The 23677-nt window shown below is 71.3% G+C and carries 22 protein-coding genes and 1 tRNA gene; 10 read left to right on the top strand and 13 right to left on the bottom strand.

Translation table 11 applies throughout. From position 1 onward, the window contains the following. Positions 1 to 194: 194 nt before the first annotated feature. A complete protein-coding gene (locus tag ACWD4B_RS23730) occupies positions 195 to 722 on the bottom strand; it encodes a GNAT family N-acetyltransferase (protein WP_451422626.1) in 528 nt (175 codons plus the stop codon). 294 nt (positions 723 to 1016) lie between these two features. Here ACWD4B_RS23730 and ACWD4B_RS23725 point away from each other — a divergent pair, with 294 nt between their 5' ends. Together ACWD4B_RS23725 and ACWD4B_RS23720 are read left to right on the top strand one after the other, a co-directional pair. Continuing rightward, complete coding sequence (locus ACWD4B_RS23725) at positions 1017 to 2411, top strand: amino acid permease (RefSeq protein WP_451422625.1); 1395 nt, start codon at positions 1017 to 1019, stop codon at positions 2409 to 2411. A gap of 155 nt (positions 2412 to 2566) precedes the next feature. Then, complete coding sequence (locus ACWD4B_RS23720) at positions 2567 to 2941, top strand: nuclear transport factor 2 family protein (protein WP_451422624.1); 375 nt, start codon at positions 2567 to 2569, stop codon at positions 2939 to 2941. Here the strand turns inward: ACWD4B_RS23720 and ACWD4B_RS23715 are convergent. After that, positions 2931 to 3758, bottom strand: coding sequence for a helix-turn-helix domain-containing protein (locus tag ACWD4B_RS23715; protein ID WP_451422623.1), 828 nt, complete (start codon positions 3756 to 3758; stop codon positions 2931 to 2933). The two genes, ACWD4B_RS23720 and ACWD4B_RS23715, sit on opposite strands and share 11 nt — an antisense overlap. Positions 3759 to 3884: 126 nt before the next feature. Here ACWD4B_RS23715 and ACWD4B_RS23710 point away from each other — a divergent pair, with 126 nt between their 5' ends. After that, positions 3885 to 4190 (top strand): 4a-hydroxytetrahydrobiopterin dehydratase, encoded by a 306-nt coding sequence (locus tag ACWD4B_RS23710; RefSeq protein ID WP_451422622.1) that lies wholly within the window; start codon positions 3885 to 3887, stop codon positions 4188 to 4190. Between the two features lie 78 nt (positions 4191 to 4268). Here the strand turns inward: ACWD4B_RS23710 and ACWD4B_RS23705 are convergent, their stop codons facing one another. The 3 genes from ACWD4B_RS23705 to ACWD4B_RS23695 all read right to left on the bottom strand — a co-directional run bounded on the left by ACWD4B_RS23705 (position 4269) and on the right by ACWD4B_RS23695 (position 8400). Beyond that, complete coding sequence (locus ACWD4B_RS23705; RefSeq protein ID WP_451422621.1) at positions 4269 to 5111, bottom strand: aldo/keto reductase; 843 nt, start codon at positions 5109 to 5111, stop codon at positions 4269 to 4271. A 98-nt stretch (positions 5112 to 5209) separates the two neighbouring features. After that, complete coding sequence (locus tag ACWD4B_RS23700) at positions 5210 to 7033, bottom strand: AMP-dependent synthetase/ligase (RefSeq protein WP_451422620.1); 1824 nt, start codon at positions 7031 to 7033, stop codon at positions 5210 to 5212. 461 nt (positions 7034 to 7494) lie between these two features. Beyond that, positions 7495 to 8400, bottom strand: a complete 906-nt coding sequence (locus tag ACWD4B_RS23695; RefSeq protein WP_451422619.1) for a LysR family transcriptional regulator — start codon at positions 8398 to 8400, stop codon at positions 7495 to 7497. Between the two features lie 65 nt (positions 8401 to 8465). Between ACWD4B_RS23695 and ACWD4B_RS23690 the strand changes: the two genes are divergently transcribed. Continuing rightward, positions 8466 to 9500, top strand: a complete 1035-nt coding sequence (locus ACWD4B_RS23690; protein WP_451422618.1) for a bile acid:sodium symporter family protein — start codon at positions 8466 to 8468, stop codon at positions 9498 to 9500. A 73-nt stretch (positions 9501 to 9573) separates the two neighbouring features. Here the strand turns inward: ACWD4B_RS23690 and ACWD4B_RS23685 are convergent, their stop codons facing one another. Together ACWD4B_RS23685 and ACWD4B_RS23680 are read right to left on the bottom strand one after the other, a co-directional pair. Continuing rightward, positions 9574 to 11376 (bottom strand): exo-alpha-sialidase, encoded by a 1803-nt coding sequence (locus tag ACWD4B_RS23685; protein WP_451422617.1) that lies wholly within the window; start codon positions 11374 to 11376, stop codon positions 9574 to 9576. Between the two features lie 266 nt (positions 11377 to 11642). After that, positions 11643 to 12575: a quinone oxidoreductase family protein gene (locus ACWD4B_RS23680; RefSeq protein WP_451422616.1), complete on the bottom strand. Its 933-nt coding sequence runs from the start codon at positions 12573 to 12575 to the stop codon at positions 11643 to 11645. A 168-nt stretch (positions 12576 to 12743) separates the two neighbouring features. Between ACWD4B_RS23680 and ACWD4B_RS23675 the strand changes: the two genes are divergently transcribed. Beyond that, positions 12744 to 13241: a MarR family winged helix-turn-helix transcriptional regulator gene (locus ACWD4B_RS23675; protein ID WP_451422615.1), complete on the top strand. Its 498-nt coding sequence runs from the start codon at positions 12744 to 12746 to the stop codon at positions 13239 to 13241. Positions 13242 to 13344: 103 nt separating this feature from the next. Beyond that, positions 13345 to 13851 (top strand): SgcJ/EcaC family oxidoreductase, encoded by a 507-nt coding sequence (locus ACWD4B_RS23670; protein ID WP_451422614.1) that lies wholly within the window; start codon positions 13345 to 13347, stop codon positions 13849 to 13851. A gap of 124 nt (positions 13852 to 13975) precedes the next feature. On the opposite strand, the gene ACWD4B_RS23665 is transcribed toward ACWD4B_RS23670, so the two are convergent. The 4 genes from ACWD4B_RS23665 to fdhD all read right to left on the bottom strand — a co-directional run bounded on the left by ACWD4B_RS23665 (position 13976) and on the right by fdhD (position 16930). Continuing rightward, the gene (locus ACWD4B_RS23665; RefSeq protein WP_451422613.1) at positions 13976 to 14686 is read right to left on the bottom strand and encodes a helix-turn-helix transcriptional regulator; all 711 of its coding nucleotides are present in this window, start codon (positions 14684 to 14686) and stop codon (positions 13976 to 13978) included. A gap of 28 nt (positions 14687 to 14714) precedes the next feature. After that, positions 14715 to 15671 (bottom strand): alpha/beta hydrolase, encoded by a 957-nt coding sequence (locus ACWD4B_RS23660; RefSeq protein ID WP_451422612.1) that lies wholly within the window; start codon positions 15669 to 15671, stop codon positions 14715 to 14717. 76 nt (positions 15672 to 15747) lie between these two features. Beyond that, the gene (locus ACWD4B_RS23655; RefSeq protein ID WP_451422611.1) at positions 15748 to 15996 is read right to left on the bottom strand and encodes a hypothetical protein; all 249 of its coding nucleotides are present in this window, start codon (positions 15994 to 15996) and stop codon (positions 15748 to 15750) included. Between the two features lie 79 nt (positions 15997 to 16075). Continuing rightward, on the bottom strand, positions 16076 to 16930 hold the full coding sequence (fdhD, locus tag ACWD4B_RS23650; protein WP_451422610.1) for a formate dehydrogenase accessory sulfurtransferase FdhD: 855 nt from the start codon (positions 16928 to 16930) through the stop codon (positions 16076 to 16078). Positions 16931 to 17161: 231 nt separating this feature from the next. On the opposite strand from fdhD, the gene ACWD4B_RS23645 reads away from it, so the two are divergent. Then, positions 17162 to 18727 carry an aldehyde dehydrogenase family protein gene (locus tag ACWD4B_RS23645; RefSeq protein WP_451422609.1) on the top strand — a complete coding sequence of 522 codons (1566 nt, stop codon included), beginning with the start codon at positions 17162 to 17164 and terminating at the stop codon, positions 18725 to 18727. A gap of 62 nt (positions 18728 to 18789) precedes the next feature. On the opposite strand, the gene ACWD4B_RS23640 is transcribed toward ACWD4B_RS23645, so the two are convergent. Further along, positions 18790 to 20109, bottom strand: coding sequence for a DUF2254 domain-containing protein (locus ACWD4B_RS23640; protein WP_451422608.1), 1320 nt, complete (start codon positions 20107 to 20109; stop codon positions 18790 to 18792). A gap of 106 nt (positions 20110 to 20215) precedes the next feature. On the opposite strand from ACWD4B_RS23640, the gene ACWD4B_RS23635 reads away from it, so the two are divergent. Together ACWD4B_RS23635 and ACWD4B_RS23630 are read left to right on the top strand one after the other, a co-directional pair. After that, a tRNA-Leu gene (locus tag ACWD4B_RS23635) sits at positions 20216 to 20300 on the top strand. Positions 20301 to 20497: 197 nt separating this feature from the next. After that, positions 20498 to 21982: an HNH endonuclease gene (locus ACWD4B_RS23630; protein ID WP_451422607.1), complete on the top strand. Its 1485-nt coding sequence runs from the start codon at positions 20498 to 20500 to the stop codon at positions 21980 to 21982. Positions 21983 to 22165: 183 nt separating this feature from the next. Here the strand turns inward: ACWD4B_RS23630 and ACWD4B_RS23625 are convergent, their stop codons facing one another. Then, on the bottom strand, positions 22166 to 22945 hold the full coding sequence (locus ACWD4B_RS23625; RefSeq protein WP_451422628.1) for an MBL fold metallo-hydrolase: 780 nt from the start codon (positions 22943 to 22945) through the stop codon (positions 22166 to 22168). A gap of 81 nt (positions 22946 to 23026) precedes the next feature. Between ACWD4B_RS23625 and ACWD4B_RS23620 the strand changes: the two genes are divergently transcribed. Further along, complete coding sequence (locus tag ACWD4B_RS23620) at positions 23027 to 23647, top strand: ABATE domain-containing protein (protein ID WP_451422606.1); 621 nt, start codon at positions 23027 to 23029, stop codon at positions 23645 to 23647. Positions 23648 to 23677: the final 30 nt, after the last annotated feature.

The following is a 23677-nucleotide window of genomic DNA, read 5'->3' as shown; positions in this document are numbered from 1 at the left end:
CGTTGGACGGCTACCGCAGTTTTACCGATCTTGTACTGGCCAGGGCCGCACAGACGCCCGACAAAGAGGGCGTCGGCTGCGGGCCGGTGGGGGCTGGTCGCGCAGTTCCCCGCGCCCCTTCGGGGCGCCTGGTCGCGCCCACGCGGCGGAGCCGCATATCTGAAACGGCCCCGCGCCCCTGACGGGGCGCCCTGTCAGGGGCGCGTCTCCAGGACGTGCACACGCAGCGGCACCCCGAACTCCGGGTGCACCGTGTCGCGCTCCGCGCGCATGCCGAGCTTGCGCATGATCCGTTGGGAGGCGGCGTTGCCGACGGCGCTGATGCTCACGATCCGGGCCAGGCCGCGCTCGCGCAGCGCGAAGTCCAGCGCCGTGCGGGCCGCCTCGGTGGCCAGCCCGCGCCCCCAGAACGGCCGCCCCAGCCGCCATCCGATCTCGAAGGCGGGCAGTACCTCCGGCAGGAACAGTGGCACCGATAACCCGGCGAATCCGGCCAGTTGGCCGCTGTCCCGGCATTCCACCGCGAACAGCCCGACCCCGCGCTCCTCCCACGTGCGCTCCCACACCGCGATCCGCGCCGCAGTCTGCTCCCGGTCCTGCACCGAGCCGTCCCCGATCCAGCGCATCACCTCGGGGTCGGAGTTGATCGCCGCCATCGCGTCGAGGTCGTCCTCGCGCCAGCGGCGCAGCGTCAGCCGGGGCGTGCACAGGGAGGTCGTCATGGGGGGATCCTGCCCGCGGGGACGGGGATGTCACCCGTGCGCCCCTTTTCCTGCGCCTTTGCGCTGTGCCGTTGCGGGCGAACCGTTACTGCAACACAGTCTCCGGATCATGGACGAATCACGGTCACCGGCCTTGATCACCACACCTTTTACGGTTCCCATGCGCTCCTCGCGGGACAAAAATCGCTGATTTTGCAGGGTGCGATGCCAGGGTGAACATGTGCAGTCGCACAGCCCTGTGCTGTCGCCCGGAACCGGCGACCTGCCACGCCAGACGAGAGGCGCACCACACCCATGCACGACACCGACGACGGCACGCAGTCCCGCCGCTTCGGCCTCCCCACGGCCACCGCGCTGGTCATGGGAAACATCATCGGAGGCGGCATCTTCCTGCTGCCCGCCTCCGTCGCCCCCTTCGGCACCGTCAGCCTGCTCGCCTTCGGCGTGCTCACCGTCGGCGCCATCGCGCTGGCCCTGGTCTTCGGCCGGCTCGCCGAGCGCGACCCGCGCACCGGTGGTCCGTACGTCTACGCGCGTGAGGCCTTCGGCGACTTCGCCGGGTTCCTCTCGGCCTGGTCGTACTGGACCATGACCTGGGTCAGCAACGCCGCCCTCGCCGTGGCGGGCGTCGGCTACTTCCACTTCCTGACCGGCGTGAAGCCCTCGACGGGCGCCGACCTCACCGTGGCCCTGGCCTTCCTGTGGCTCCCGGCGCTGGCGAACCTCGCCGGCACGCGCTGGGTGGGTGCGGTGCAGATGGTCTCCACGGTGCTGAAGTTCCTGCCGCTGCTGTTCGTGGCCGTCGTGGGCATCTTCTTCTTCGACCCGAAGAACCTCGGCCCCTTCACCGAGGGCGGCGGCAACTGGACCGGCGGCCTGACCGCGTCCGCCGCGATCCTGCTCTACAGCTACGTGGGTGTGGAGTCCGCCTCCGTCAGCGCGGGCGCGGTCCGCAACCCCGAGCGCAACGTGGGCCGCGCGAGCGTCCTGGGCACCATCGGTGCCGCTCTGGTCTACCTGCTCGGCACCCTGTCGGTCTTCGGCAGTGTCCCGCACGACAAGCTGGTCAAGTCCACCGCGCCGTTCTCCGACGCCGTCGACGTGATGTTCGGCGGCAGCTGGGGCGGCATGCTCATCGCGGCCGCCGCGGCGATCTCCATCTTCGGCGCGCTCAACGGCTGGACGCTGATGAGCGCCCACTCGCCGTTCGCGGCCGCCAAGGACGGCCTGTTCCCGGCCGCGTTCGCCAAGGAGAAGCGCGGCGTGCCGACCTTCGGCGTGCTGGCCGCGGCCGTCCTGGCCACCGGCCTGACCGTCATCAACTACACGTCCGGCTCGGGCGGGGTGTTCAACATCCTCGTCCTGGTCACGACGTTCTCGGCGACGGTCCCGTACCTGCTCGCCGCGGCGGCGCAGGTGTACTTCCTGCTGACGGGCCAGGGCCACAAGGTCAACCCCGGCCGGATGACGCGGGACATGGTGCTGGCGGTGGGCGCGTTCGCGTTCTCCTTCTGGCTGGTGGCGGGCGCCGGTTACGCGGCCGTGTACCAGGGCACGCTGTTCCTGTTCGCGGGCATCCTCGTCTACGTGTGGATGGCGGGGCGGCGCAAGGCGGCCGAGGCCGCCGATGCGGCTCCCGCTTCCGCGGAGCCGGCCGCGGAGCAGGTGGCGGAGTCCGTCGCCGGCTGACGCCCCTTACTTCTGAGGTAATCGCGCCGGGATCCCTCCCACGGCAAGGTGATGGCCACGGACCTCCGGACCCGCACACGCGGGGCCGGAGGGACCGTGGCCCTTTGCTTTCAGCATCCTTCGAAAGCCCCTTCAGCCGTCCGAGGAGATCCGTCATGTCGCAGTACGAGACCGCCGTCGCCCGCTACTTCGCGGCCTGGAACGCCACCGACCCCGCCGCCCGGGCCGAGGCCGTGGCCGCCGCGTGGAGCGAGGACGGTTCCTACACCGACCCGCTCGCCGACGTCAGCGGGCACGAGCACCTTGCGGCAGTGATAGCCGGTGCGCACGAGCAGTTCCCCGGCTTCGTGTTCCGGCAGAGCGGCGCCGTGGACGGCCATCACGACACCGCGCGGTTCTCGTGGGAGCTGGTGTCCGCCGCCGACGGGTCGGCGCCCGTCGCCGGTTCGGACGTGATCACCCTGGCCGGGGACGGCCGGATCCGTACCGTCCTCGGCTTTCTCGACCGGGTGCCCGCCGCTAGCGCGTGAACTCCTTGAGGGCTGCGGCCGTTTCCGGATCGGCGGGGAGGAAGGCCTCCAGGGCCAGTTCGGAAACGGTCACGTCCATGGGGGTGTTGAACGTCGTGATGGTCGAGACGAACGACAGGGTCCGGCCACCGTGCTCGATCACCAGCGGCAGCGCGAAGGGCGCGGCCGCCCGCCCGGCCGCCGTGACCTCCTCACCGGGCCGATCCGGCCGCTCCGGCAGGGGATACGCGCTCACCTCGTCGTAGACGGCCCGCAGGGCGGCCGACCGCATGTGTGCCAGCTGCCGCTCCATCTGGTGCAGCAGGTGCCCGCGCCACTCGCGGAGATTGCGGATGCGCGGGGCCATGCCGTCCGGGTGCAGGGTGAGACGCATGGCGTTCAACGGAGGAGTGAGCAGCGGCTCCGCGACGCCCTCCAGGAGCATCGCGATGCCGCTGTTCGCCGCCATCACCTGATAGGAGCCGTCCACCACCAGCGCGGGGAAGGGCTCGTAGCCCTTCAGCAGGCTCTCGACCCCTTCCCGCAGGCCGTCCAGCGCCGGGTCGTCCAGCGGACGCTCCGGGTAGTGCGGGGCATAACCGGCGGCCACGAGCAGGGCGTTGCGCTCGCGCACGGGGACGTCCAGGTGATCCGCGAGGCGGAGCACCATCTCGGGGCTCGGGCGGGAGCGCCCGGTCTCGATGAAGCTGATGTGCCGGGCGGAGGACTCGGCACGCAGGGCGAGTTCGAGCTGGCTGATACGGCGCCGGGTACGCCAGTCGCGCAAGAGCGCGCCCACGCCGCCCGCACCGGTTCCGGGTGCCACCACAGTTGTCATGGACCGACCGTACAAACGGCCGTCGTGGCCGTGCACAGCGGTCCGGACGGTGCGCGCGGGCGCGACAACGCCCCAGTCCCATGGGACGCTTGCATCACTGCGGATGCGACGACGAAGGGATGGGCGATGGCTGTCGAACCGCTCTCGCAGAAGGACGTGGAGGTACGCCTTCAGGAACTGCCCGGCTGGGCCGTCGACGGTGACCGGATCACCCGGACGTATTCCTTCGACGGGCACTTCCCGGCTGCCGCCATGGTGATCCACATCGCGCAGATCCAGGAGGAGCTGGGGCATCACGCGGATGTGGTGCTGGGGTACAACACGGTGTCACTTGCCGTGAACACGCACAGTGCCGGGGGCAAGGTCACGGAGCTGGACGTGCAACTGGCCCGCCGGGTGGAGGCGGTTGCGTCCGCGCACGGCGCACGGTGACCCCGCACGTCGGACACGCCGGACGGACCGAAGCGGCCCGTCCGGCGTGTCAGCGACCGTGTCGGCGACGGCGGCGACTCAGTTCCAGTCGAAGTCGTCCGGGTTCGGGCCCAGTCGGGTGCCGTTGTCGAGGGCGGCGATCGCCTTCATGTCGTCCTCGTCGAGGGTGAAGTCGAAGACGTCGATGTTCTCGCGGATGCGGGACGGCGTCACCGACTTCGGGATCACCACATTGCCCAGCTGCAGGTGCCAGCGCAGCACCACCTGGGCCGCCGACTTGCCGTGCTTGGCGGCGATACCGGCCAGCACCGGGGCCTTGAGCAGCTCGCCGCCCTGGCCGAGCGGCGACCACGCCTCCGTCGCGATGCCGTGGGCGGCGTGGAACGCGCGCAGTTCGGACTGCGGGAAGTTCGGGTGCAGCTCGATCTGGTTGACGGCCGGGACCAGCGACGTCTCGGCGAGCAGCCGCTCCAGCTGCGGGACCTGGAAGTTGGAGACGCCCACGGCCTTCGCCCGCCCGCTCTCGGCGATCTCGGCGAAGGCGCGCCAGATGGTCAGGTAGTCGTCGCGCATGGCGCGCGGCCAGTGGATGAGGTACAGATCCACGTGGTCCAGGCCCAGCTTGGCCAGGGACGCGTCGAACTCGCGCAGGACGCCGTCGCGCGTCCAGGTCTCGGACGCGCTGTTCCAGAGCTTGGTGGTGACGAACAGCTCGTCACGCGGGATGTCCGAGGAGGTCAGCGCCTTGCCGGTACCCGCTTCGTTCTCGTACACCGCAGCCGTGTCGATGCTGCGGTAACCCGCCTCGAGGGCGTTCGACACCGCGGCGGTCGCCTCGGCATCCGGAACCTGCCAGACGCCGAAGCCGAGCTGCGGCATCTCGACGCCGTTGTTGAGGGTGATGGACGGGACCTTGCTCACGAGCAATCGATCCTTACTGGTTCGGTTTCGGAAGCGCTTACTCCAAGCGTCAACCGGAACCACTCTGGCCGCATTCCCGCTCAGGGACCCAAGTGGACTCATTTGCCGTAGAGCGCCTCGACCTCCACGGCATACGCCTTCTCTATCGCCCTGCGCCGGAGTTTCAGCGTCGGCGTCAGCAGGCCCTGCTCCTCGGTGAACTGCGCGCCCAGGATCCGGAAGGTCCGGATGGACTCGGCCTGCGAGACCAGGGTGTTGGCGGCCACCACGCCTCGCCGGATCTCGGTCTCCAGATCCGGGTCGCGCACCAGCTCCGCCGGCTCCATCGGCGGCTTGTCGCGCATCTGCAGCCAGTGGGCCACGGCCTCCGGGTCGAGGGTGACCAGCGCGGCGACGTAGGGGCGGTCGTTGCCGACCACGATGCACTGGGAGATCAGCGGGTGCGCCCGCACCCGCTCCTCCAGCACCAGCGGCGAGACGCTCTTGCCGCCGGAGGTCACCAGGATCTCCTTCTTGCGGCCGGTGATCGTCAGATAGCCGTCCTCGTCCAGCGAGCCCAGGTCCCCCGTGGCCAGCCAGCCCGACCGGAGCGCCGCCTCCGACGCCCGCGGATCGCCGAGGTAGCCGCTGAAGACCTGGCCGCCGCGCACCCACACCTCGCCGTCGTCGGCGATGTGCACCGTGGTGCCGGGCACGGGCACCCCGACGGTGCCGAAACGGGTGCGCTCGGGCGGGTTGGCGGTGGCGGCGCCGGTGGTCTCCGTCAGCCCGTAGCCCTCGAAGACGGTGATGCCCGCGCCCGCGAAGAACAGCCCCAGGCGCCGCTCCATCGCCGAGCCGCCCGACATCGCGTGGCGCACCCGCCCGCCCAGCACCTCGCGGAAGCGCGCGTAGACCAGCCGGTCGAACACCTGGTGCTGCAGGCGCAGGGCGGCGCCGGGCCCGGGCCCCGTGCCGAAGGCGCGGGCCTCCTGCGCCTCCGCGTAGCGCACGGCCACCTCGGCGGCCCGTTCGAACGGGCCCTCCCGGCCCGTGCGCTCGGCCTCGCGGCGGGCCGTGGCGAAGACCTTCTCGAAGACGTACGGCACCGCCAGGACGAACGTCGGCCGGAACGCCTGCAGATCGGGCAGCAGTTCCTCGGCCGACAGCTGGGGCTGGTGGCCCAGTTTGACGCGGCCGCGCACCGCCGCGACCTGCACCATCCGCCCGAAGACATGGGCCAGGGGGAGGAAGAGCAGGGTGGACGCCTCGTCGCCGGGCCGGGAGCGGAAGACCGGCTCGTAGCGGCGGACGAGGTTGTCGGTCTCCGTCATGAAGTTGGCGTGGGTCAGGACGCAGCCGCGGGGGCGGCCCGTGGTGCCCGAGGTGTAGATGACGGTGGCCGGCGAGTCGGGGGTGACGGCCATGCGGTGCCGGTGCACGACCTCGTCGTCGATGCGGGCCCCGGCCTCGGCCAGCTCCTCCAGCGCCCCGGCGTCGAGCTGCCACAGCCGGGCCAGGTGCGGGAGCCGGCCGATGACCGAGCCGATGGTCATGGCGTGGTCCTCGTGCTCGACGACGCAGGCGGTCACGCGGGCGTCGTGCAGCATCCAGAACACCTGCTCGGTGGAGGAGGTGGGATACAGCGGCACGGGCTGGGCGCCGATGCACCACAGCGCGAAGTCGAACAGCGTCCACTCGTAGCGCGTACGGGACATGACGGCCACCCGGTCGCCGAACCGGACGCCCTGCGCGAGCAGGCCCTTGGCCAGGGCGAGCACCTCGTCCCGGAAGGCGGCCGCCGTGACGTCCTGCCACTCGCCGGCCACGCGGCGGCCGAGGGCGACCCGCCCGGGGTCCGCCTCCGCATGGTCGAAGACGACGTCCGCCAGACCTCCGGCCTGGGGCGCCGTCACCAGCGACGGCTCGGTGACTTCGCGCAACGGCTCCTCGCTCCTCGCGGTGTCCGGGCGTGCGGCGGCACGGCCGGCGCGGCACGGCAGGGTGCCCGCACAGCGCCGTGACCGTACCCGGCTCCTCGGCGGAGCGAACCCCTCCGCCGCGCCACGCCGCGCGGCCTCGACGGGATCCGCACGGAACCTCCGCGCCGTCCACCGGCGATCCGCACAGGAGCGTCACGGACCCGCGGGGCCCGGCAGGACCACGGGTATCAGGGCACCATGTCGCCCCGTGGGGGGCGCGGGGCCGTTTCTCCCCGAGCTACCTCCCCCAGCTACCGCTGGGGGTGCCCCCAGGAGGTACCCCCAGCGGCTCCGCCGCGTGGGCGCGATCAGCCACGACGCGCCCGCGGTCGAAGTCCCGGGGCTCTGGGGTGGTGCGTCGGCTGCAGGCTGGTGGGGGCTGGTCGCGCAGTTCCCCGCGCCCCCCACGGGGCGCTAGTGCGTCACGGGCCTGTCGCCGTGGCCGCGGGGGCCTGGAGACGGTCGCCGCCCGCGAGGACCGCCTCCGCGAGCGCCTCCGCGGCACCGCGGGCCGCACTGCCCCGGGCGGCGCCGTGGAGCAGCACCACATCGATGCCGCCGAGCTCCGGCAGCCCGGCCCGGGCCGGGAGCCGCACCAGGCCCGGCGGGATCATGCCGCTGGTGTGCGCCATGACGCCCAGGCCCGCGCGGGCCGCCGCCACCAGGCCGTTGAGGCTGCCGCTGGTGCAGGTCACCCGCCAGGCGCGGCCATGCTGCTCCAGCACCTCCAGGGCGCGGGCCCGGGTCACCGCGGGCGGCGGGAAGACGACCAGCGGCAGCGGCCGGTGCGGGTCCAGGCGCAGCCGCTCGCTGCCGATCCACACCAGCTGGTCCCGCCAGACCAGGCGGCCCGGCGGCTCCTGCGGGCCGCCGGGGTCGTCCGGGCGGCGCTTGGCGAGCACCAGGTCCAGCCGCCCGGCCGCGAGCCGGTGCTGCAGGGTGCCGGAGAGCTCGACGGTCAGCTCCAGGTCCACCTCGGGGTGGTCGCGGCGGAAGGCCTCCAGGATCTCCGGCAGCCGGGTCAGCACGAAGTCCTCCGAGGCGCCGAAGCGGAGCCGCCCGCGCAGCCGGGTGCCCGCGAACCAGCTCGCGGCCCGTTCGTTGGCCTCCAGGATCGTGCGGGCGAAGCCGAGCATGGCCTCCCCGTCCTCGGTCAGCGTCACGCTGTGCGTGTCCCGGGCGAACAACTGCCGCCCGGCGGCCTCCTCCAGGCGCCGCACCTGCTGGCTCACCGTCGACTGCCGCACCCCGAGGCGGCGCGCGGCCTGGGTGAAGCTGAGCGTCTGGGCCACGGTGAGGAACGTGCGCAGCTGCGTCGGATCGAACACATGGCCAGAGTAGCTCTGGTTATCGGATTGCGTGATGGCAGTGAGCACGGTGAACGGGGTTCCCGATGAGACGGGGGAAGGGCAGGCTGGACGGCATGCGCCGCATCCTCACCCGCCTCCCCGTGGACCCCTACATAGCCGCCCTGCTCGGCACCGTCCTCCTCGCCGCCCTGCTGCCGGCCCGCGGCACGGCCGCGACCACCGTGGACGGCGCCTCCACCGGCGCGGTCGCCCTGCTCTTCTTCCTCTACGGCGCACGGCTCTCCACCCGTGAGGCCATGGACGGCCTGCGCCACTGGCGGCTCCATCTGACCGTCCTGGCCTGCACGTTCGCCGTCTTCCCGCTGCTCGGCCTGGCCTCCCGCGGCCTCGTCCCCTACGTCCTGACCCCGCAGCTGCAGACCGGGCTGCTCTTCCTGTGCCTGGTGCCGTCCACCATCCAGTCCTCGATCGCCTTCACCTCCATCGCCCGCGGCAACGTGGCGGCCGCGATCTGCGCCGGCTCGTTCTCCAGCATCGTGGGCATCGTGCTGACCCCGCTCCTCGCGGCGGCGCTGCTGGGCAACAACGCCGTCGGTTTCTCCCTCGACTCCCTCCTGTCCGTCGTCCTGCGGCTCCTGGTGCCGTTCGTCGCCGGACAGCTCCTGCGCCGCTGGATCGGCGGCTTCATCACCCGCCACAAGAAGGTCCTGGGCTACGTCGACCGGGGCTCGATCCTCCTCGTCGTCTACGCCGCGTTCAGCGAGGGCGTGGTCCGGGGCATCTGGCACCAGGTCACACCGCTGCGGCTGGTGGCGCTCCTGGGGGTGGAGGCCATGTTGCTGGCGGTCATGCTCGCCTTCACCAGCCTCGGCACCCGCCGGCTCGGCTTCGGGCGCGAGGACCGCATCGCCATCACCTTCGCCGGATCGAAGAAGAGCCTGGCGGCCGGGCTGCCGATGGCGACCGTGCTGTTCGGCGCGGACGCCGGGCTGATGATTCTGCCGCTGATGCTCTTCCACCAGCTGCAGCTGATGGTCTGTGCGGTCCTCGCCAAGCGGTACGGGCGGCAGTCTGGGGCGACTGCGCCCGTGGGGGTGGCGGAGGGGGCTGTTGTCTGACGGCGCGTGCGGGTTGTTCGTGGCTGGTCGCGCCCACGCGGCGGAGCCGCATGATGTATCAGCCCCGCGCCCCTTACGGGGCAGGGGTGTTGACCGTGTCCAGAGGGAGCCACAGCACGGTGTCTCCCTGGGACGTCACCTTCACCTCGTCCAGCTCGCCCGTCAGGAACTCGCGTGCGTCCGGCTTCTGGCCCAGGTGCACCCCGAACGTCGACGTGCGGCTCACCGACCCGGGGACGTCGGGCACTGCTGTTGCGGTGTCGTCGACGGTCAGCGTGAGCCGGCCCGCCGCGCGGCGCAGCGTCATATGGTGCCACTGGCCGTCGTTGTGCGCCCCGGCCGAGTACACCGTCGCCGTCCGGGCCGGCGCCGACCCGGCGACGGCGGTGACCTGCGCCGCGACCCGCCCCGCTGCCGGCTCGCCCCGCAATGACACCTGCGGGGACCCGCCGACCCCGCCCATCCACAGGAACGGCTGCTCCCCGTCCTCCGCGCTGTAGCGGAACCACAGGGAAGCGGTGAACTCCCGGGTGCCGAGGGGCAGTTCGCTCCGGTAGGGCAGGTGCACCGCGCTGTCCTCACCGTCGAAGGCGAGCGCCCCGCCGAACCGGCCGGCCACCGGGCGCGCCCCGCCCAGGACCGCGGCGCCCTCCGCGCCGGGTGCGCGGTCGGGAGTCGTGGGGTCCGGCCCGCGCCGGGGGCCGAGCCAGTCCTCGGTGAAGCGGGCGAAGCGGATCTCGTCGCGGGCGTCGCGCTTCCCGGCCTCGTAGAGCAGCCCGACCGTGCCCGGGCCGGTCACGGTCATGTCGGAGTACCCCGACCAGTCGGCCGTGACCCGCCGGCCGTGATCGGCGCTCTCCCAGGTGCGCCCCTGGTCGTAGGAGGACCGGATGGTCATGGTGCGGCGCCGGTCGGGATCGGCGGGCGCCGAGATCAGCCAGCGGCCGGGGTGCAGGGGGACGACGGCTCCCTGCACCATGGGCGTGTAGAGATCCGGCAGCGCCCGGAACGGTGCGGCGAAACTCGCGCCGCCGTCCCGGCTCACGGCCTCGTCGCGGTTGCCGAGGTCCGTGCCGCCCTGTTCGCGGCCGTTCACATAGATGTCTGCGTCATCGCGCTCCGCAAGGGTGAGTTCGGAAGGCTTCTGGCGGTAGGTGCCGTCCCGGGCGACGGGATAGGTATCGGTGGCGCCGAGGCGCCAGTGGGCTCCGCCGTCGTCGCTCAGGGCGAGGGCGGCGTGGTTGGCGGACGTGTGCACGCCGTCATGGCTCTCGGCGTTGACCCCGATCACCAGGCGGCCGCGGTGCGGGCCGCGCGCGAGCTGGATGCCGTGGCCGGGACCGGTGGCGTACCACGAGTTCCAGCCGGACGGCCGGAGCGAGGCCGTCAGATCGCGCGGCTCCGACCAGTTGGCGCCGTCGTCGTCGCTGTACTGCAGATGCGGGGTGCGATTGCAGGGCACGTCGCAGTTCGCGGCGTCGTCGCGCCCCTCGTTGTAGGTGCTGGCCAGGACGATGCGCCCGGTGCGCCGGTCCACGACGGGCGCGGGGTTGCCGTGGGTGTCGCCGTCGCCGGGGTCGACGACCTGGAGCGGCCCCCAGGTGCGGCCGCCGTCGGTCGAGCGCTTGAGGACGATGTCGATGTCGGTGGCGTCACCGCAGTTGTGCTTGCGGCCCTCGGCGAAGGCGAGCAGGGTGCCGTGGGTCGTGGTGACGACGGCGGGGATGCGGTAGCAGGCGTATCCGGGGTCCTGTTCCGCCTTGAACAGCACGCGCTCCTCGAAACCGCCGCGCGCGTCACCGGTGTTCGCAGTTGCACCCTCGGCCCCGGCCGGGGCCGGGTGGGGGAGCAGGGCGAGCAGGGCGCCGGAGAGCAACGCCGCCGTGGCCCGTCTGGCTTTACGAGAACTGGTGGTGACGAACCGTCGGAAACGACAACTGATGCTGTGTCTGATGAACGCAAAGTGAAGGTTGTTGGAAAGGCTGTTGGAATGGCTGTTGGGAAGATGCGCCGCCGCCATGGCCCGTCCCTTTCGCGTACGGGCCCGCCGGGGCCCCACGTGTCCGGTGGGTCAACGTACGGGGCGGTCTCCGCTCTCACAAGGAACCCTCGGCGACCGTCAGTCGAAGGAGGCACAAAGGTTTACGCGGGCCGCAGTATCACCTTGCCCTGATTGGTGCGCGACTCGATGATCTCGTGCGCCTTCGCCGCATCCTCCAGCGGCAGTTCCGCGTGAACGTGCGGCCGCAGCCGGCCCGCCGCGAACAGCTCCCACAGTTCCTGCCGCCACTGCTCCATCAGCGCGGGTCGATTGCGCGCTATGAGCGCCATCTGGAAACCGATGGCGGATTTCGCGCCCACCAGGAGGTCGTACGCCTGCAGGGTGCCGCCGCCGGAGCTGTACGTCACCAGCCGTCCGCCCGGCGCGAGCGCGGCCAGGCACGGGGAGAGCAGCTCGCCGCCGACCGCGTCCAGGGCGATGTCGACCGGGTCGCCCCAGGAGGCCTCCTCGTATGCGACGACCTCGTCCGCGCCCAGGGACCGCACGAACTCCGCCTTGGCGGCCGAGCCCACCGCCGCCACGACCCGCCCTGCGCCGCGCGCCTTGGCGAGCTGCACGGCCAAGTGGCCCACGCCGCTGGCCGCGCCCGTCACCAGCACCGACTCGCCCTCGGCCGGTCTGGCGGCCTCGTACGCCCCGAGGGCGACCAGACCGCAACGGACCAGCGCGACGGCGTCGGCCGAGGTCGCCCCGTCGGGGATGCGCGAGGCCATCGCGGTGTGCAGCAGAGCGAAGTCCGCGTAGCCGTCGCCGAAGCACAGGCCCGTCACGCGCTCGCCCACCGCGAACTCCGTCACCTCCGGGCCGACGGCGACGATCTCCCCGGCGACCTCGCCGCCCAGGCTCGCCGGCAGCGGCATTCCGCCCTCGCGCACCTTGCGGACGACGGGCAGCGTCACCCCGATCGCCTCGGTGCGCACGAGCAGCTCACCCGGGCCGGGCCGGGGCACCTCGGTCTCCTCGATGTGCAGGACCTCGGGGCCGCCGTTCTCGTGATACCGGACGCGACGCATGGCATGCACCTCCACAGATTGACTTCGGCAGGGCTTGGTCGGAGCCGTCAGGGCCCCGTCGCTGGGAACCCCATCGTTGGGAACCCCATCATTGGGCTTCCCAATGAATGACTCCACCGTACACGACTTCATTGGGAACTCCAATGGTTTTCCGGATAGGCTCACCCCATGGCAGACACCAAGGCGCAGACCACGGCAGGGGCCACGGCACGGACCGCGGCGGACCCCACGCCCGCGCTCGACCGGATCCAGGCCCTCCCCAGCTGGCTGCTCAACCGCGCCTCCGTGCGCGGCCGCCGCCTCGTGGCCGAGGCGCTCGCGCGCGACGGGATGCGGATGCCGCACCACGCGGTGCTCTCCGCCGTCGCCGACCTCGGACCGGTCGCCCAGGCCGAACTCGGGCGCACCACCGGCTTCGACCCCAAGGACATGGTCGGCATCCTCAACGACCTCCAGGACCAGGGCCTCGTCACCCGCGCCCCCGACCCCAACGACCGTCGCAAGAACGCCATCACCCTCACCCCCAAAGGCCGTAAGCGCCTCACCCGCCTCGCCAAGCTCGGCGACGAGGCCAACGAGGCCCTGCTGTCCGCCCTTTCGCCCGCCGAGCGCGAGCTCTTCCTCGCCCTCCTCCAGCGCGTCGTCGAGGGCGAGGCGGGCAACTAGGATCTGCGCCGGCGGAACCGGCCATTCCCCCGGCTGCTGCGCCGACATGCGGGATCGACTGCGCCGGGGGAGGCTGAGCCTGTTCCCACGCAGGAGGTGTTCCATGCTGAGGCGCAGACTCTCCGCCTCGACCGCCGTTGCCACCGTTGCGGTGCTGGCGCTGCCGTTGTTCACTGGAGCCGGGACGGCGCATGCTGCCGAGTCGAGAACCGGGAAGCACCATCATCCCACCAAGGGGCAGATCAAGGCCCTGTTCGACCGCTGGAACGCGGCTCTGGCCAGCGGCAATGCGAACCGTGTCGCGAATCTGTACGCCCCCGACTCCGTGCTGCTGCCGACCGTCTCCTCCGAGATCCGCACCACGCGGGCGGCACGGGTCGATTACTTCAAGCACTTCCTGGAGAGCAAGCCGGTCGGCCGCATCCAGGAGCGCCATATCAAGATCCTGGGCCGTAACGATGCCGTCGACAGCGGACTGTACGAGTTCACGCTGACCAACAAGGACGGCAGCAAGTCCAAGGTCGACGCCCGCTACACGTTCGTCTACGAGCGGTGCCGGGGCAAGTGGCTCATCGTCAACCACCATTCCTCGGCGGTGCCGACAGGATGACGAAAGGCCCCGCGGACTCATTGTCCCGGGGCCTCACTCCGGATTCTTCGTCGCGATCGCTCGCAGCACCGGGATGTGGTCCCACGGAGACAGGCTGACGAACTTGGGCAGTCAGAGAGGGCAACTAGACGAGTGGTGCCAGCGCGGTGGGCTGCACCGCCCCGGCGGCGGCCGAGCCCAGCAGCAGGCCGGCCAGGTCATGGGGCGGCGCCTGCTCGCGGGTCGGAGTCGCCGCTGTGATGCGGTCCAGCCGGAAGCCCCGGCCGGACTGTCGCGTGCGGCACCAGGCGATGAGGTACCACTTGCCGTCGGCGGTGAGCAGTCCGGCCGGTTCCACCACGCGGTGGCTCTCCCGTCCTGCCGCGTCGACGTAGGACAGTTGCAGCACCGTTCCGTGGGTGAGGGCCTGTTCCACTGCGGCGCGTACCGACTCCGCGGTCCGGGCGGGCAACGCCACGATCCGGGCGGCGAGTTCCCGGGCCGCCACCGAGGCGGGACCCGTCATCGAGGCCGCGATCTTCTGGGATGCCGTGCGGGCCGCACCGGCGTAGGGGGCCGAGGCGTCGGCCGAGGCGAGCGCGGCGACAAGCGCCGAGGCTTCATCGGCGGTGAAACGGATCGGCGGCAGAGTCATCGCCGGGTCGATCGACCAGCCCCCGCCCCGCCCGGACGTGGTGCGCACCGGGACGCCGGTCTCCATCAGCGCCTGCAGGTCACGCTGCACCGTGCGTGTGCTGACTTCGAACCGCGCGGCGAGCGTCGCGACCGTCAACGGCCGTGGCGCCACCGCACGCAACTCTTCCACCAGCGCATAGAGCCGGGCAGTGCGCTTCATGAGGCCGATCATGAGGCCGACGCTACCGTCACGCGCCGGCCAGGAAATCCCGCTCCCGCTGCAGCTCGCGCTCGGTGATGGTCAGCGGGAAGAGGGTGAAGCCGTGCATCGCACCGGCGACGACGCCGAGCTGCACGGGGGCTCCTGCCGCCTGCCACCGCCCGGCCAGGAAGAGTGAGTCGTCCAGCAGTGGATCCTCAGTGCCGACGACGATGCGGGCGGGCGGCATGCCGGTCAGATCGGCGAACAGCGGCGAGACCTCCGGATCGCGGCGCTGCTCCGCCCCCGTCCCCGGCGTGAAGAGCTCGTAACTGCCCCGTATCGAGTCGGTGTTGCTGAGAAGGCGCCTGGAGCCGAACGACCGCTGGCTCGGTGTCATCGACAGGTCGTACGGGCCGAAGAGCAGGTTGGCCGCCCGGAACGCGCCCGTGATGCCGTGCCGGTCACGAAGACGCAGCAGTGTCAGGACACTCAGATGGGCGCCGGCCGATTCGCCGCCGATCAGCAGCCGTTGGGTACCGAACTCCGCCGCGGCATGGTCCACCAGCCATCGGGCGGCCGCTTCGCAGTCGTCGGGTCCGGCGGGGAACGGATGCTCCGGCGCCAGCCGGTACTCCACGCTCACCACGGCCAGCCGCGCCTGCACGGCAAGCCGCCACAACCTCTCGTCCTGTCCGTCCGCCGAGCCGAACGCCCAGCCGCCGCCGTGTATGTGCAGGTACACGCCGTCGACGTGATCCGGCACGAACGCCCGGACCTTCACCCCGCCGGCCACGACGCGGTCCTGCCCCTGCGGCAGTCTCACCGGCGGCGTGTCGCCGCCGAGCCGGTTGCGCCGCAGGAACGCCAGCATGGCGGCATCCGGCGCCTGCCCGCGAGGCGGGCGGCTTGCGGCCGCAGCCTCGAACTGTTCGTTGAATGCCAGGGTTTCGACGAGGCAGTCCTCGTCCGTGGTCGTCGTGCGGGCCGTCATGGGGATCGTCATGCATCGACAGTCTCAGCTGTCCGCGACAACGCCCTGTCACCCTTTCCCGGTGGCCTGCGTCACAGCCCGTGGCGCGTCACGCGGCGCCGAGTCCGCTGATCAGGGACTGGGTCACCATGTCGGCTCCCTGTGCTGTGGTCAGCTCCGGCATCTCGTGCGAGGCGAGGTTGGTGAGATGGATGAGCAGGGAGCGGGCCCAACGGTCCGGAAGGCCCGGGCGGATGACGCCCTCGCGCGCTGCGCGGGCCATGAAGGCGTCGAGTTGCTCGATCAGCCGGCCGAGGCGGGCGACAGCCGTCTCGTCCTGCACCTGCTGCACATCCACCGGCCACTGCCTGCTGACGGCGATGGCGCCCTCCGCGTACGAGCGAACCCTCCGCCCTGTGAAGAGCTGAGCCTTCTCCTCACGGGCCTTCCGGGGCCCGCTCCTCCAGGGCAATGCGTTCCTCACCGGCATACACGTTCATCGACGCCCCCCGCAGAAAGCCGACCAGCGTCATCCCCGTCTCCGCCGCCAGGTCCACGGCCAGGGACGACGGGGCCGACACCGCTGCCAGCACCGGGATGCCCGCCATGACCGCCTTCTGCGCCAGCTCGAACGAGGCGCGGCCGGAGACGACCAGCACGGTGCCCGACAGGGGGAGCAGGCCCTGCTGGAGGGCGCGGCCCACGAGCTTGTCGACCGCGTTGTGTCGGCCCACGTCCTCGCGCGCGTCCAGCAGTTCGCCCTCCGGCGAGAACAGCGCGGCGGCGTGCAGGCCGCCCGTGCGGTCGAAGACGCGCTGTGCCTCGCGCAGCCGCCCGGGCAGCTCCGCCAGAAGTTCCGGTGCCAGGCGCAGCGGTGACGAGCCGTCGGCCACCGGCCAGCGGGCGGTGGTGCGGACGGCGTCCAGGCTGGCCTTGCCGCACAGGCCGCAGGAGGACGTGGTGTAGACGTTGCGCTCGAGCGTGATGTCGGGGACGGGCACGCCGGGGGCGAGGCGGACGTCGACGACGTTGTACGTGTTGCGGCCGTCCTCGGTCGCGCCCGCGCAGTAGACGATGTTCGCCAGGTCCTCGGCGCCGCCCAGGACGCCCTCGCTGACGAGGAAGCCGGCTGCGAGCGCGAAGTCGTCGCCCGGCGTGCGCATGGTGATCGCGAGGGGCTTGCCGTTCAGCCGGATCTCCAGCGGCTCCTCGGCCACGAGCGTGTCGGGGCGGGCGGTCGCGACCCCGTCCCGGATGCGGATGACGCGGCGTCGTTCGGTGACCCGTCCCATGTGTCGATCAGTCCTGGTGCGCGTTGGCGGCAGTGTCGGGAAAACCGTCTCACGTGACCTGGGCCTCATCGGAGCCGGGCACCCTTCCTGCAACCCGCACCGGGGCTACCGTTCGGTAGCAAGCTGTGAGCATCGCAGCGCACAGCACCACAGCACCACAGCGCACAGCACCGCAGCGCCACCTTCCCCGCCCCGAACGACCCGATCGTGCACCGAGAGCGGAGATCCGTGATGGCACCCACCTTTCCGCGCGTTCCGCGCGTTCCGCTGGTTCTGAAACCCGGCACCGAATGGGCCACCGCCTGGCAGCGCTGCCGGGCCGTCGCCCCCGAGGCATTCCGGGACGACCGCGTCCTCAACCTCTGGAACGGCGCCTGGCAGCTGGACGGCCGTCCGCTGCCCGCCGCCACCCCCGTCGACGGCACCCCGGTCCCGGGCCCGCCCCGCCTCGACCGGGCCACCGCCCGCCACGCCGTGCGCGCCTCCCTGGACCAGCACCACGCCTGGCGCGACCTGCCGCTCGCCGAACGCAGGGCACGGGTGGGCGCCGCCCTCGACGCCCTCGCCGAGCACCGCGACCTCCTCGCCCTGCTCCTCGTCTGGGAGATCGGCAAGCCGTGGCGGCTCGCCCGGGCGGACGTCGACCGGGCTGTGGACGGCGTGCGCTGGTACGTCGACGGGATCGACGGAATGCTCGCCGGGCGCACCCCGCTGCCCGGCCCCGTCAGCAACATCGCCAGCTGGAACTACCCGATGAGCGTGCTCGTCCACGCCGTGCTCGTCCAGATGCTGGCCGGCAACGCCGCCATCGCCAAGACGCCCACGGACGGCGGCCTGTCCTGCCTGACCCTGGCCGCCGCCCTCATGGCCCGGGAGGGCCTGCCGCTGACCCTGGTCAGCGGCAGCGGCGGGGAGCTCTCCGAGGCGCTCGTGCGCGCCCCGGAGATCGGCTGTGTGTCCTTCGTCGGCGGCCGCGACACCGGCGCCCGCGTGGCCACCGCCGTCGCCGACCTCGGCAAGCGGCACATCCTGGAGCAGGAGGGCCTCAACGCCTGGGGCATCTGGAACTTCACCGCCTGGGACGCCTTCGCCCCGCAGATCCGCAAGACGTTCGACTACGCGAAGCAGCGCTGCACGGCCTACCCGCGCTTCGTCGTGCAGCGCAGCGCGTTCGCGGAGTTCCTGGCGGTGTACCTGCCGGCCGTGCGGTCCGTGCGCCTCGGCCACCCGCTGGCGGTCGACGACCCGGCGGACGAGCTGCCCGAGCTGGACTTCGGGCCGCTCATCAACGCGGCCAAGGCCGAGGAGCTCAGGGCCCAGATCGACGAGGCGGTGGATCGCGGTGCCGTTCCGCTGCACCGCGGCACGCTCGACGAAGGCCGCTTCCTGCCGGGTCAGGACACCCGGGCGTACGTCCCTCCGGTCACCCTCCTCAACCCGCCCCCGGCGTCTCCGCTGCATCACGCGGAGCCGTTCGGGCCCGTCGACACGATCGTTCTCGTCGACACGGAGGCCGAGTTGCTCGCCGCGATGAACGCGAGCAACGGAGCGCTGGTGGCCACGCTGTCGTGTGACGATCCTGCGGTGCACGAGCGCCTCGCCCCGCAGATCCGCGCCTTCAAGGTGGGCCGCGGCGTGCCGCGTTCGCGCGGTGACCGCGAGGAGCTCTTCGGCGGCTTCGGGGCGTCGTGGCGGGGCGCGTTCGTGGGAGGGGAACTGCTGGTGCGGGCGGTGACGGAGGGGCCGGGGGAGGACCGGGTGCCGGGGAACTTCCCGGAGTACCACCTGATGCCGTAGCCCCGTAAGGGGCGCGGGGAACTGCGCGACCAGCCACAGCGGACCCGCAGTCACCGGACTGCTCAGCCGATCCCCTGTCGGTCCGGCAGCAGGGCAAACACGCGGTTCGGTGCCTCCGGCACCTCCCGCTCCACGGCCTGTGCCAGGAGCGCGCGGTGCCGTTCGAGCGGCGGGCGGCGCTCCTCGGGCGCCAGGTGCAGCAGGTCGTCCAGCCCGGCGATCAGACGGCGCGTCACCTGGGGCTGACCGGTGGCGCAGCCGCGGATCTCGGTGAAGCCGAGGTCGACCAGGTCCGTCCAGCCGGGCAGGTCCTGTACGAGCCGGATGGTGCCCTTGCGGTCGTGGTGGTGCAGCGAGCCCAGCGGCCGGTCCGCGATGGCCGCCAGGAACTGGACGATGCGGTCCAGGCACTGCACGGCCGTCGTGGGGTCGTTGACGGCGGGGGACAGGGCCCGCTGGGCGATGTCGGACAGCTGCCGCAGCCCGAAGCCCAGGTCCTGGTGGAAGGTCCGTTCCACGCCCACCGACACGGTGCAGCGGAGCGCCCGCGGCGGCGGCACCGTCCCGCCGTGCACGGCCAGCACCGGGGTGCCCGGCACCACGTAGTCGCCGATCCGCGGGATCAGCCGCAGCACCGCGCCGTGCCGGCGGGCCACCCGCACCAGGCGCGTGATGTGGACGTCCCGCAGCACCCCGGCCCGCCCCCGGTGCACGATCTCCGCCCCGGCGGGCGGGAGGTCCGGGGTGCCCGGGACGGTCCGTACGTGCCGGTCCAGCATCCGGAAGGACTCCCGGATGATGCGGTCGATGACGTGGGCGACCCGCATCAGCCGGAGTGTGGAGTTCACGTACGCGACGAACAGCCCGAGGCTGACCAGCACCATCAGCACGCAGAGGATCGCGGAGACGAACGGCACGGTCGTCACCGTGCGCGGGTCGGTGTTCCCCTCGTACGACGCCTGCACCAGCAGCGCGAACAGGAACGTCGCCAGGAACACGGCGAACGTGCACTTGGTGACCCGGCTGCGGACGTACAGCCGCACCACGCGCGGCGTCATCTGCCCGGCTGCCATCTGCAGGGCGACGAGCGAGATCGAGAAGACGACACCGACGAAGGTCAGCATCGCCGAGCCCACGGTGCCGATGATCGTCTTGGCGTCGTTCGCGATCTTGATCAGCGCGTCGACGTCGCCGTAGTCCCCGTCCTCCTGCAGCGTCCGGATCAGCAGGTGATCCACCTCCAGCACCCCCGAGGCCAGCACCACGGCACCGGCGAGCCCGACGGTCGGCGCGAACCAGAACGTGTCCCGCAGATGCTCCCGCAACGGCGACAGGGGGCGCGGCACGCGCCGCGGTGCGGAGGAGTGTCCGTCATTGCCCATAAACCGACCTTATGTCTGCGGCGAAGGTGCTGGTCAACGGCACTCCGAAACCTTGATAGAGTTATCCATGTCGCCGCGGGGAACGCCCCGCAGAGACAAACACCTAGTCCGGGTGGCGGAATGGCAGACGCGCTAGCTTGAGGTGCTAGTGCCCTTTATCGGGCGTGGGGGTTCAAGTCCCCCCTCGGACACCGGCTGAGACCCCTGTTCACCAGGGGTCTTCTGCTTTTCTGGGGCATGGAGTGACCAACCACGTAACCAACGGCCCAGCGAATCCCCAGGTCAGACCGGGAGCAGACAGGTCCGAGTGGATTCGTAGTGTGCACCGTTCCACCCGGATCGGACGCCGCAAACGTCCGTTGTCAGTGGCCGCGCCTACTGTGCGCCCATGGAAGCAACCGCAGGGGAATCGACGACGGCTCGGTGCTCAGCCCACCCCGAGGTCACGCAGGACGCGGCCTCACCTGAAGGGCCGAGAGTCGATGTGCAGCCCAAAGGCATCGCGCTGTATCACGACATGCGAGTCGAAGAGGACTTCGCCAAGTGCGCCACCCGCCTTTTTTCGATCCTCAAGAAGGCTGCGGCGACGAGTCCAGGCGCCCCCCGTCACCTCTACCTAGACGTCCAAGGGCACCGCAATGCCGCCGGTGGATATGACGCCGATGCCCTGGAGATCATTCGCGAATTCCTACTGGGGTTCCTCGGCCCGTACCTCACGGAGATCAGCACACCGCTCTACCGTGTGAGGAACCCTGAATCGCAACGCGAGGACATACCTGACGTCCTCAACGTACGAGACCCTGACCGCGAACATGGCTACGACCACCGCGAGTTGCACGTACGAAACCGGGATGGCAATCCTGACCCGCGCCGGTCGAGACCTCCGGTCCGAGCTATCGCTGACTACCTCGGCCTCGATGAGCCGATTTGCCTCATCTGCTGGCAGGCGCCTGTGGAAAGGGCCCACGTGGTCCCGGAGTCGCTCGGTGGTTCCAACGATGTCCGCAACTTCGCCCTCCTCTGCTCGCGCCACCACCGTGAGGCGCCCGACGTCGCGGATGCTGAGGCGTTCTGGTCCTGGGTGGACTACGCCTGTCAACGCGACGGCCATATGAAGTGGGACGGCGTGGAGCCGGAGATGCTGGCCGCAGCAGAACGTGTCGGCCTCCACATCGACACGTCCGGGCCGGTACGGAAGAGCCTGCACCATTTCGACCGAGTCCGTGACGAACTTGTGCGTCATTACGGCTGGTGCCCAGATGACTTCGCCGGCGGCGACCACTGGGGAGCGCTGATGGCAGAGTTCCACACGGTGATGGACGCGGCGACCAGCACTCATTTCAACGTCCCCAAGAAGGCATCCACCGAGGCGTGGGCCTTCGAAATGGCCCGTAAACGCCTGAGGGACGAGGCTACGAACCACGAGGCCGGCGATGACCGGCCGACGGTGTCGAGCCTTCCGTCGGTGGATCTGGCGGAACGGACAGTGCGCAAGTCGCATGACAGCGGTGGTGCACGGAACTTGGTAGAGGCCGCGCGGCGGGCGGACATCGCGACGGAAGCGGCGGCACTCGTACGCAACCTCATCGGATCAGCGGGGGTTTCCAGCGCCGAGGAGGTGCTGCGGGGCGTCCAAGAGGAGGTTGCGGACCGCACCGCGCAAGTCGAGCGGCTGACCGAGGAGCTGATGGGCCACGCAACCTGTCGGCATTGCGGCCACGCCATAGCCCGGATCGGGGACGCTCCCTGGCGCCATACCGCTGCGGCGCCGATGTCTCGTGGCTGCCGGGCCGCCAGTTTCGACCGGGACGGCGATTGGGACGATTCTCTCGATCGAGCGTGGAAGGCGAGCCCGCCGAAGACGTATCGGTGATCTCTCGCACTTGAGGGCTCGTGCCTGAAGGAAGGGTTCAAGTCCCCCCTCGGACACCAGCAAGATTAGATGAAACCCCAGCTCAGCTGGGGTTTTTCTGTTTTTCCGGCCCGGCCCGGCGGTCAGCATGGCCAGTACCGCCTCGTGCGCCGCTGCGCCTTCCGTGCGGAGCCCGACCGTGGTTCAGGCCGCCTCCAGTTCCAAGCGGTCCAGCAGCCCGGCCGCGGTGAAGGCGTCGATCAGGTGAGTGCGGCCTTCGGTGAAGTGGCCCCAGCTGTCGAAGTGGACGGGGACCACGCGGCGGGCGGCGAGGAGGGCGGCGGCCTTGGCGGTCTGGGTGCTGTCGAGGGTGAGCAGGGCGCCGTCGAAGAGAGCGGTGCGGGCGGCGCCTGCGAAGAGGACGGCGGTGTCGACGGGGGCGAAGCGGTCGGCGATCTGTCGGACCACGTCCAGTGAGGCGTTGTCGCCGCTGACGTAGACGGTGGGCAGGTCGGGGGCGGTCAGGACGAAGCCGATCACCTCGCCAGTGACGGGTTCGCAGCCCTCGGGTCCGTGCTGGGCGGGAGTGGCGGTCACGGTCAGGGTGCCGCCGTCGGGGCGGGGGAGGTCGACGGTCTCCCAGGGGGCCAGGCCCCGGGCGGTGCCGCCGAGGCGTGCCGCGCCGCCGCGGGTGGTGAGGGTCAGGGGGATGCCGGCCAGCAGGGCGCGGCCGGAGTGGTCGAGGTTGTCGGGGTGTTCGTCGTGGGAGAGCAGGACCGCGTCGACCGGGGCGAGTTCGGCCGGGTCGATGGCGGCGGGGGCGGTCTTGGTGAGGACGTGGCCGTTGCCTCTGGGGTACTCGCCCGGAGCGTCGAAGGCGGGGTCGGTGAGGAACCGCAGCCCGCCGTACTCGATCAGGGCGCTCGGACCGCCGAAGACGCTGACGGGGGTCGTCGGCGCGGTGGGGGTGCCGGTCTCGGTCATCGCATCCACATCCTCACGGTAAATGGAAAGTTTTCCGTGAGGCACGGTAATCGAGTCTCACGGAAAACTGCAAGGGTTAGCATGAGAGGTGTGAAGGAGACCGCGACCAGCGAGCCCGCCGACCTTGCCCCGCCGCCCGCGCCGGGCGCGGAGCAGTACCGTGCGCTCGACTTCGCCAACACTGCGCTCGCCCTTCCGGGCGGCCAGTTCCTGGACCTGCTCGGCTCGCCCGAGGCGGCGGCGCGCTGGCTGGCCGAACACGAACTCGTGCCGCCGGACGTCGAGTTGTACGAGGTGTGCGCGGCCCGGCTGCGTGCCCTGCGGGATCAGCTGCGGGCGCTGCTCGCCTCACGGACCGACGCCCTCCCCGCGCCGGACGAGGCGCTGCGCGCCGTCAACGATGCACTGACCCGCGCCCCCGCGGCCGCCCTGTTGCGCTGGGATCCCGCGCAGGGCCTGCACCGGGTCCAGGCGCATCCCACCGACCGGATCGTCGACCACGCCCTCGCAGTCCTCGCCGCCGACGCCGCCGATCTGCTCACCGGCCCCGACGCCGAACGGCTTGCCGCCTGCGACTCGGCCCCCTGCCGGCGCTACCTGCTGCGCACCCACGCCCGCCGCCACTGGTGTTCGGTACGCTGCGGCGACCGTGCCCGCGCGGCCCGCGCCTACGCCCGCCGCACACGGGCCAGGGGCGAGTGAAGCGTATTGAAGTCTACTGAAATTTCAGTC

This window comes from Streptomyces sp. NPDC002536 (assembly GCF_053594995.1).
Note: the sequence above shows the minus strand (reverse complement) of the source record. Positions and strands in the feature narration are given on the sequence as shown.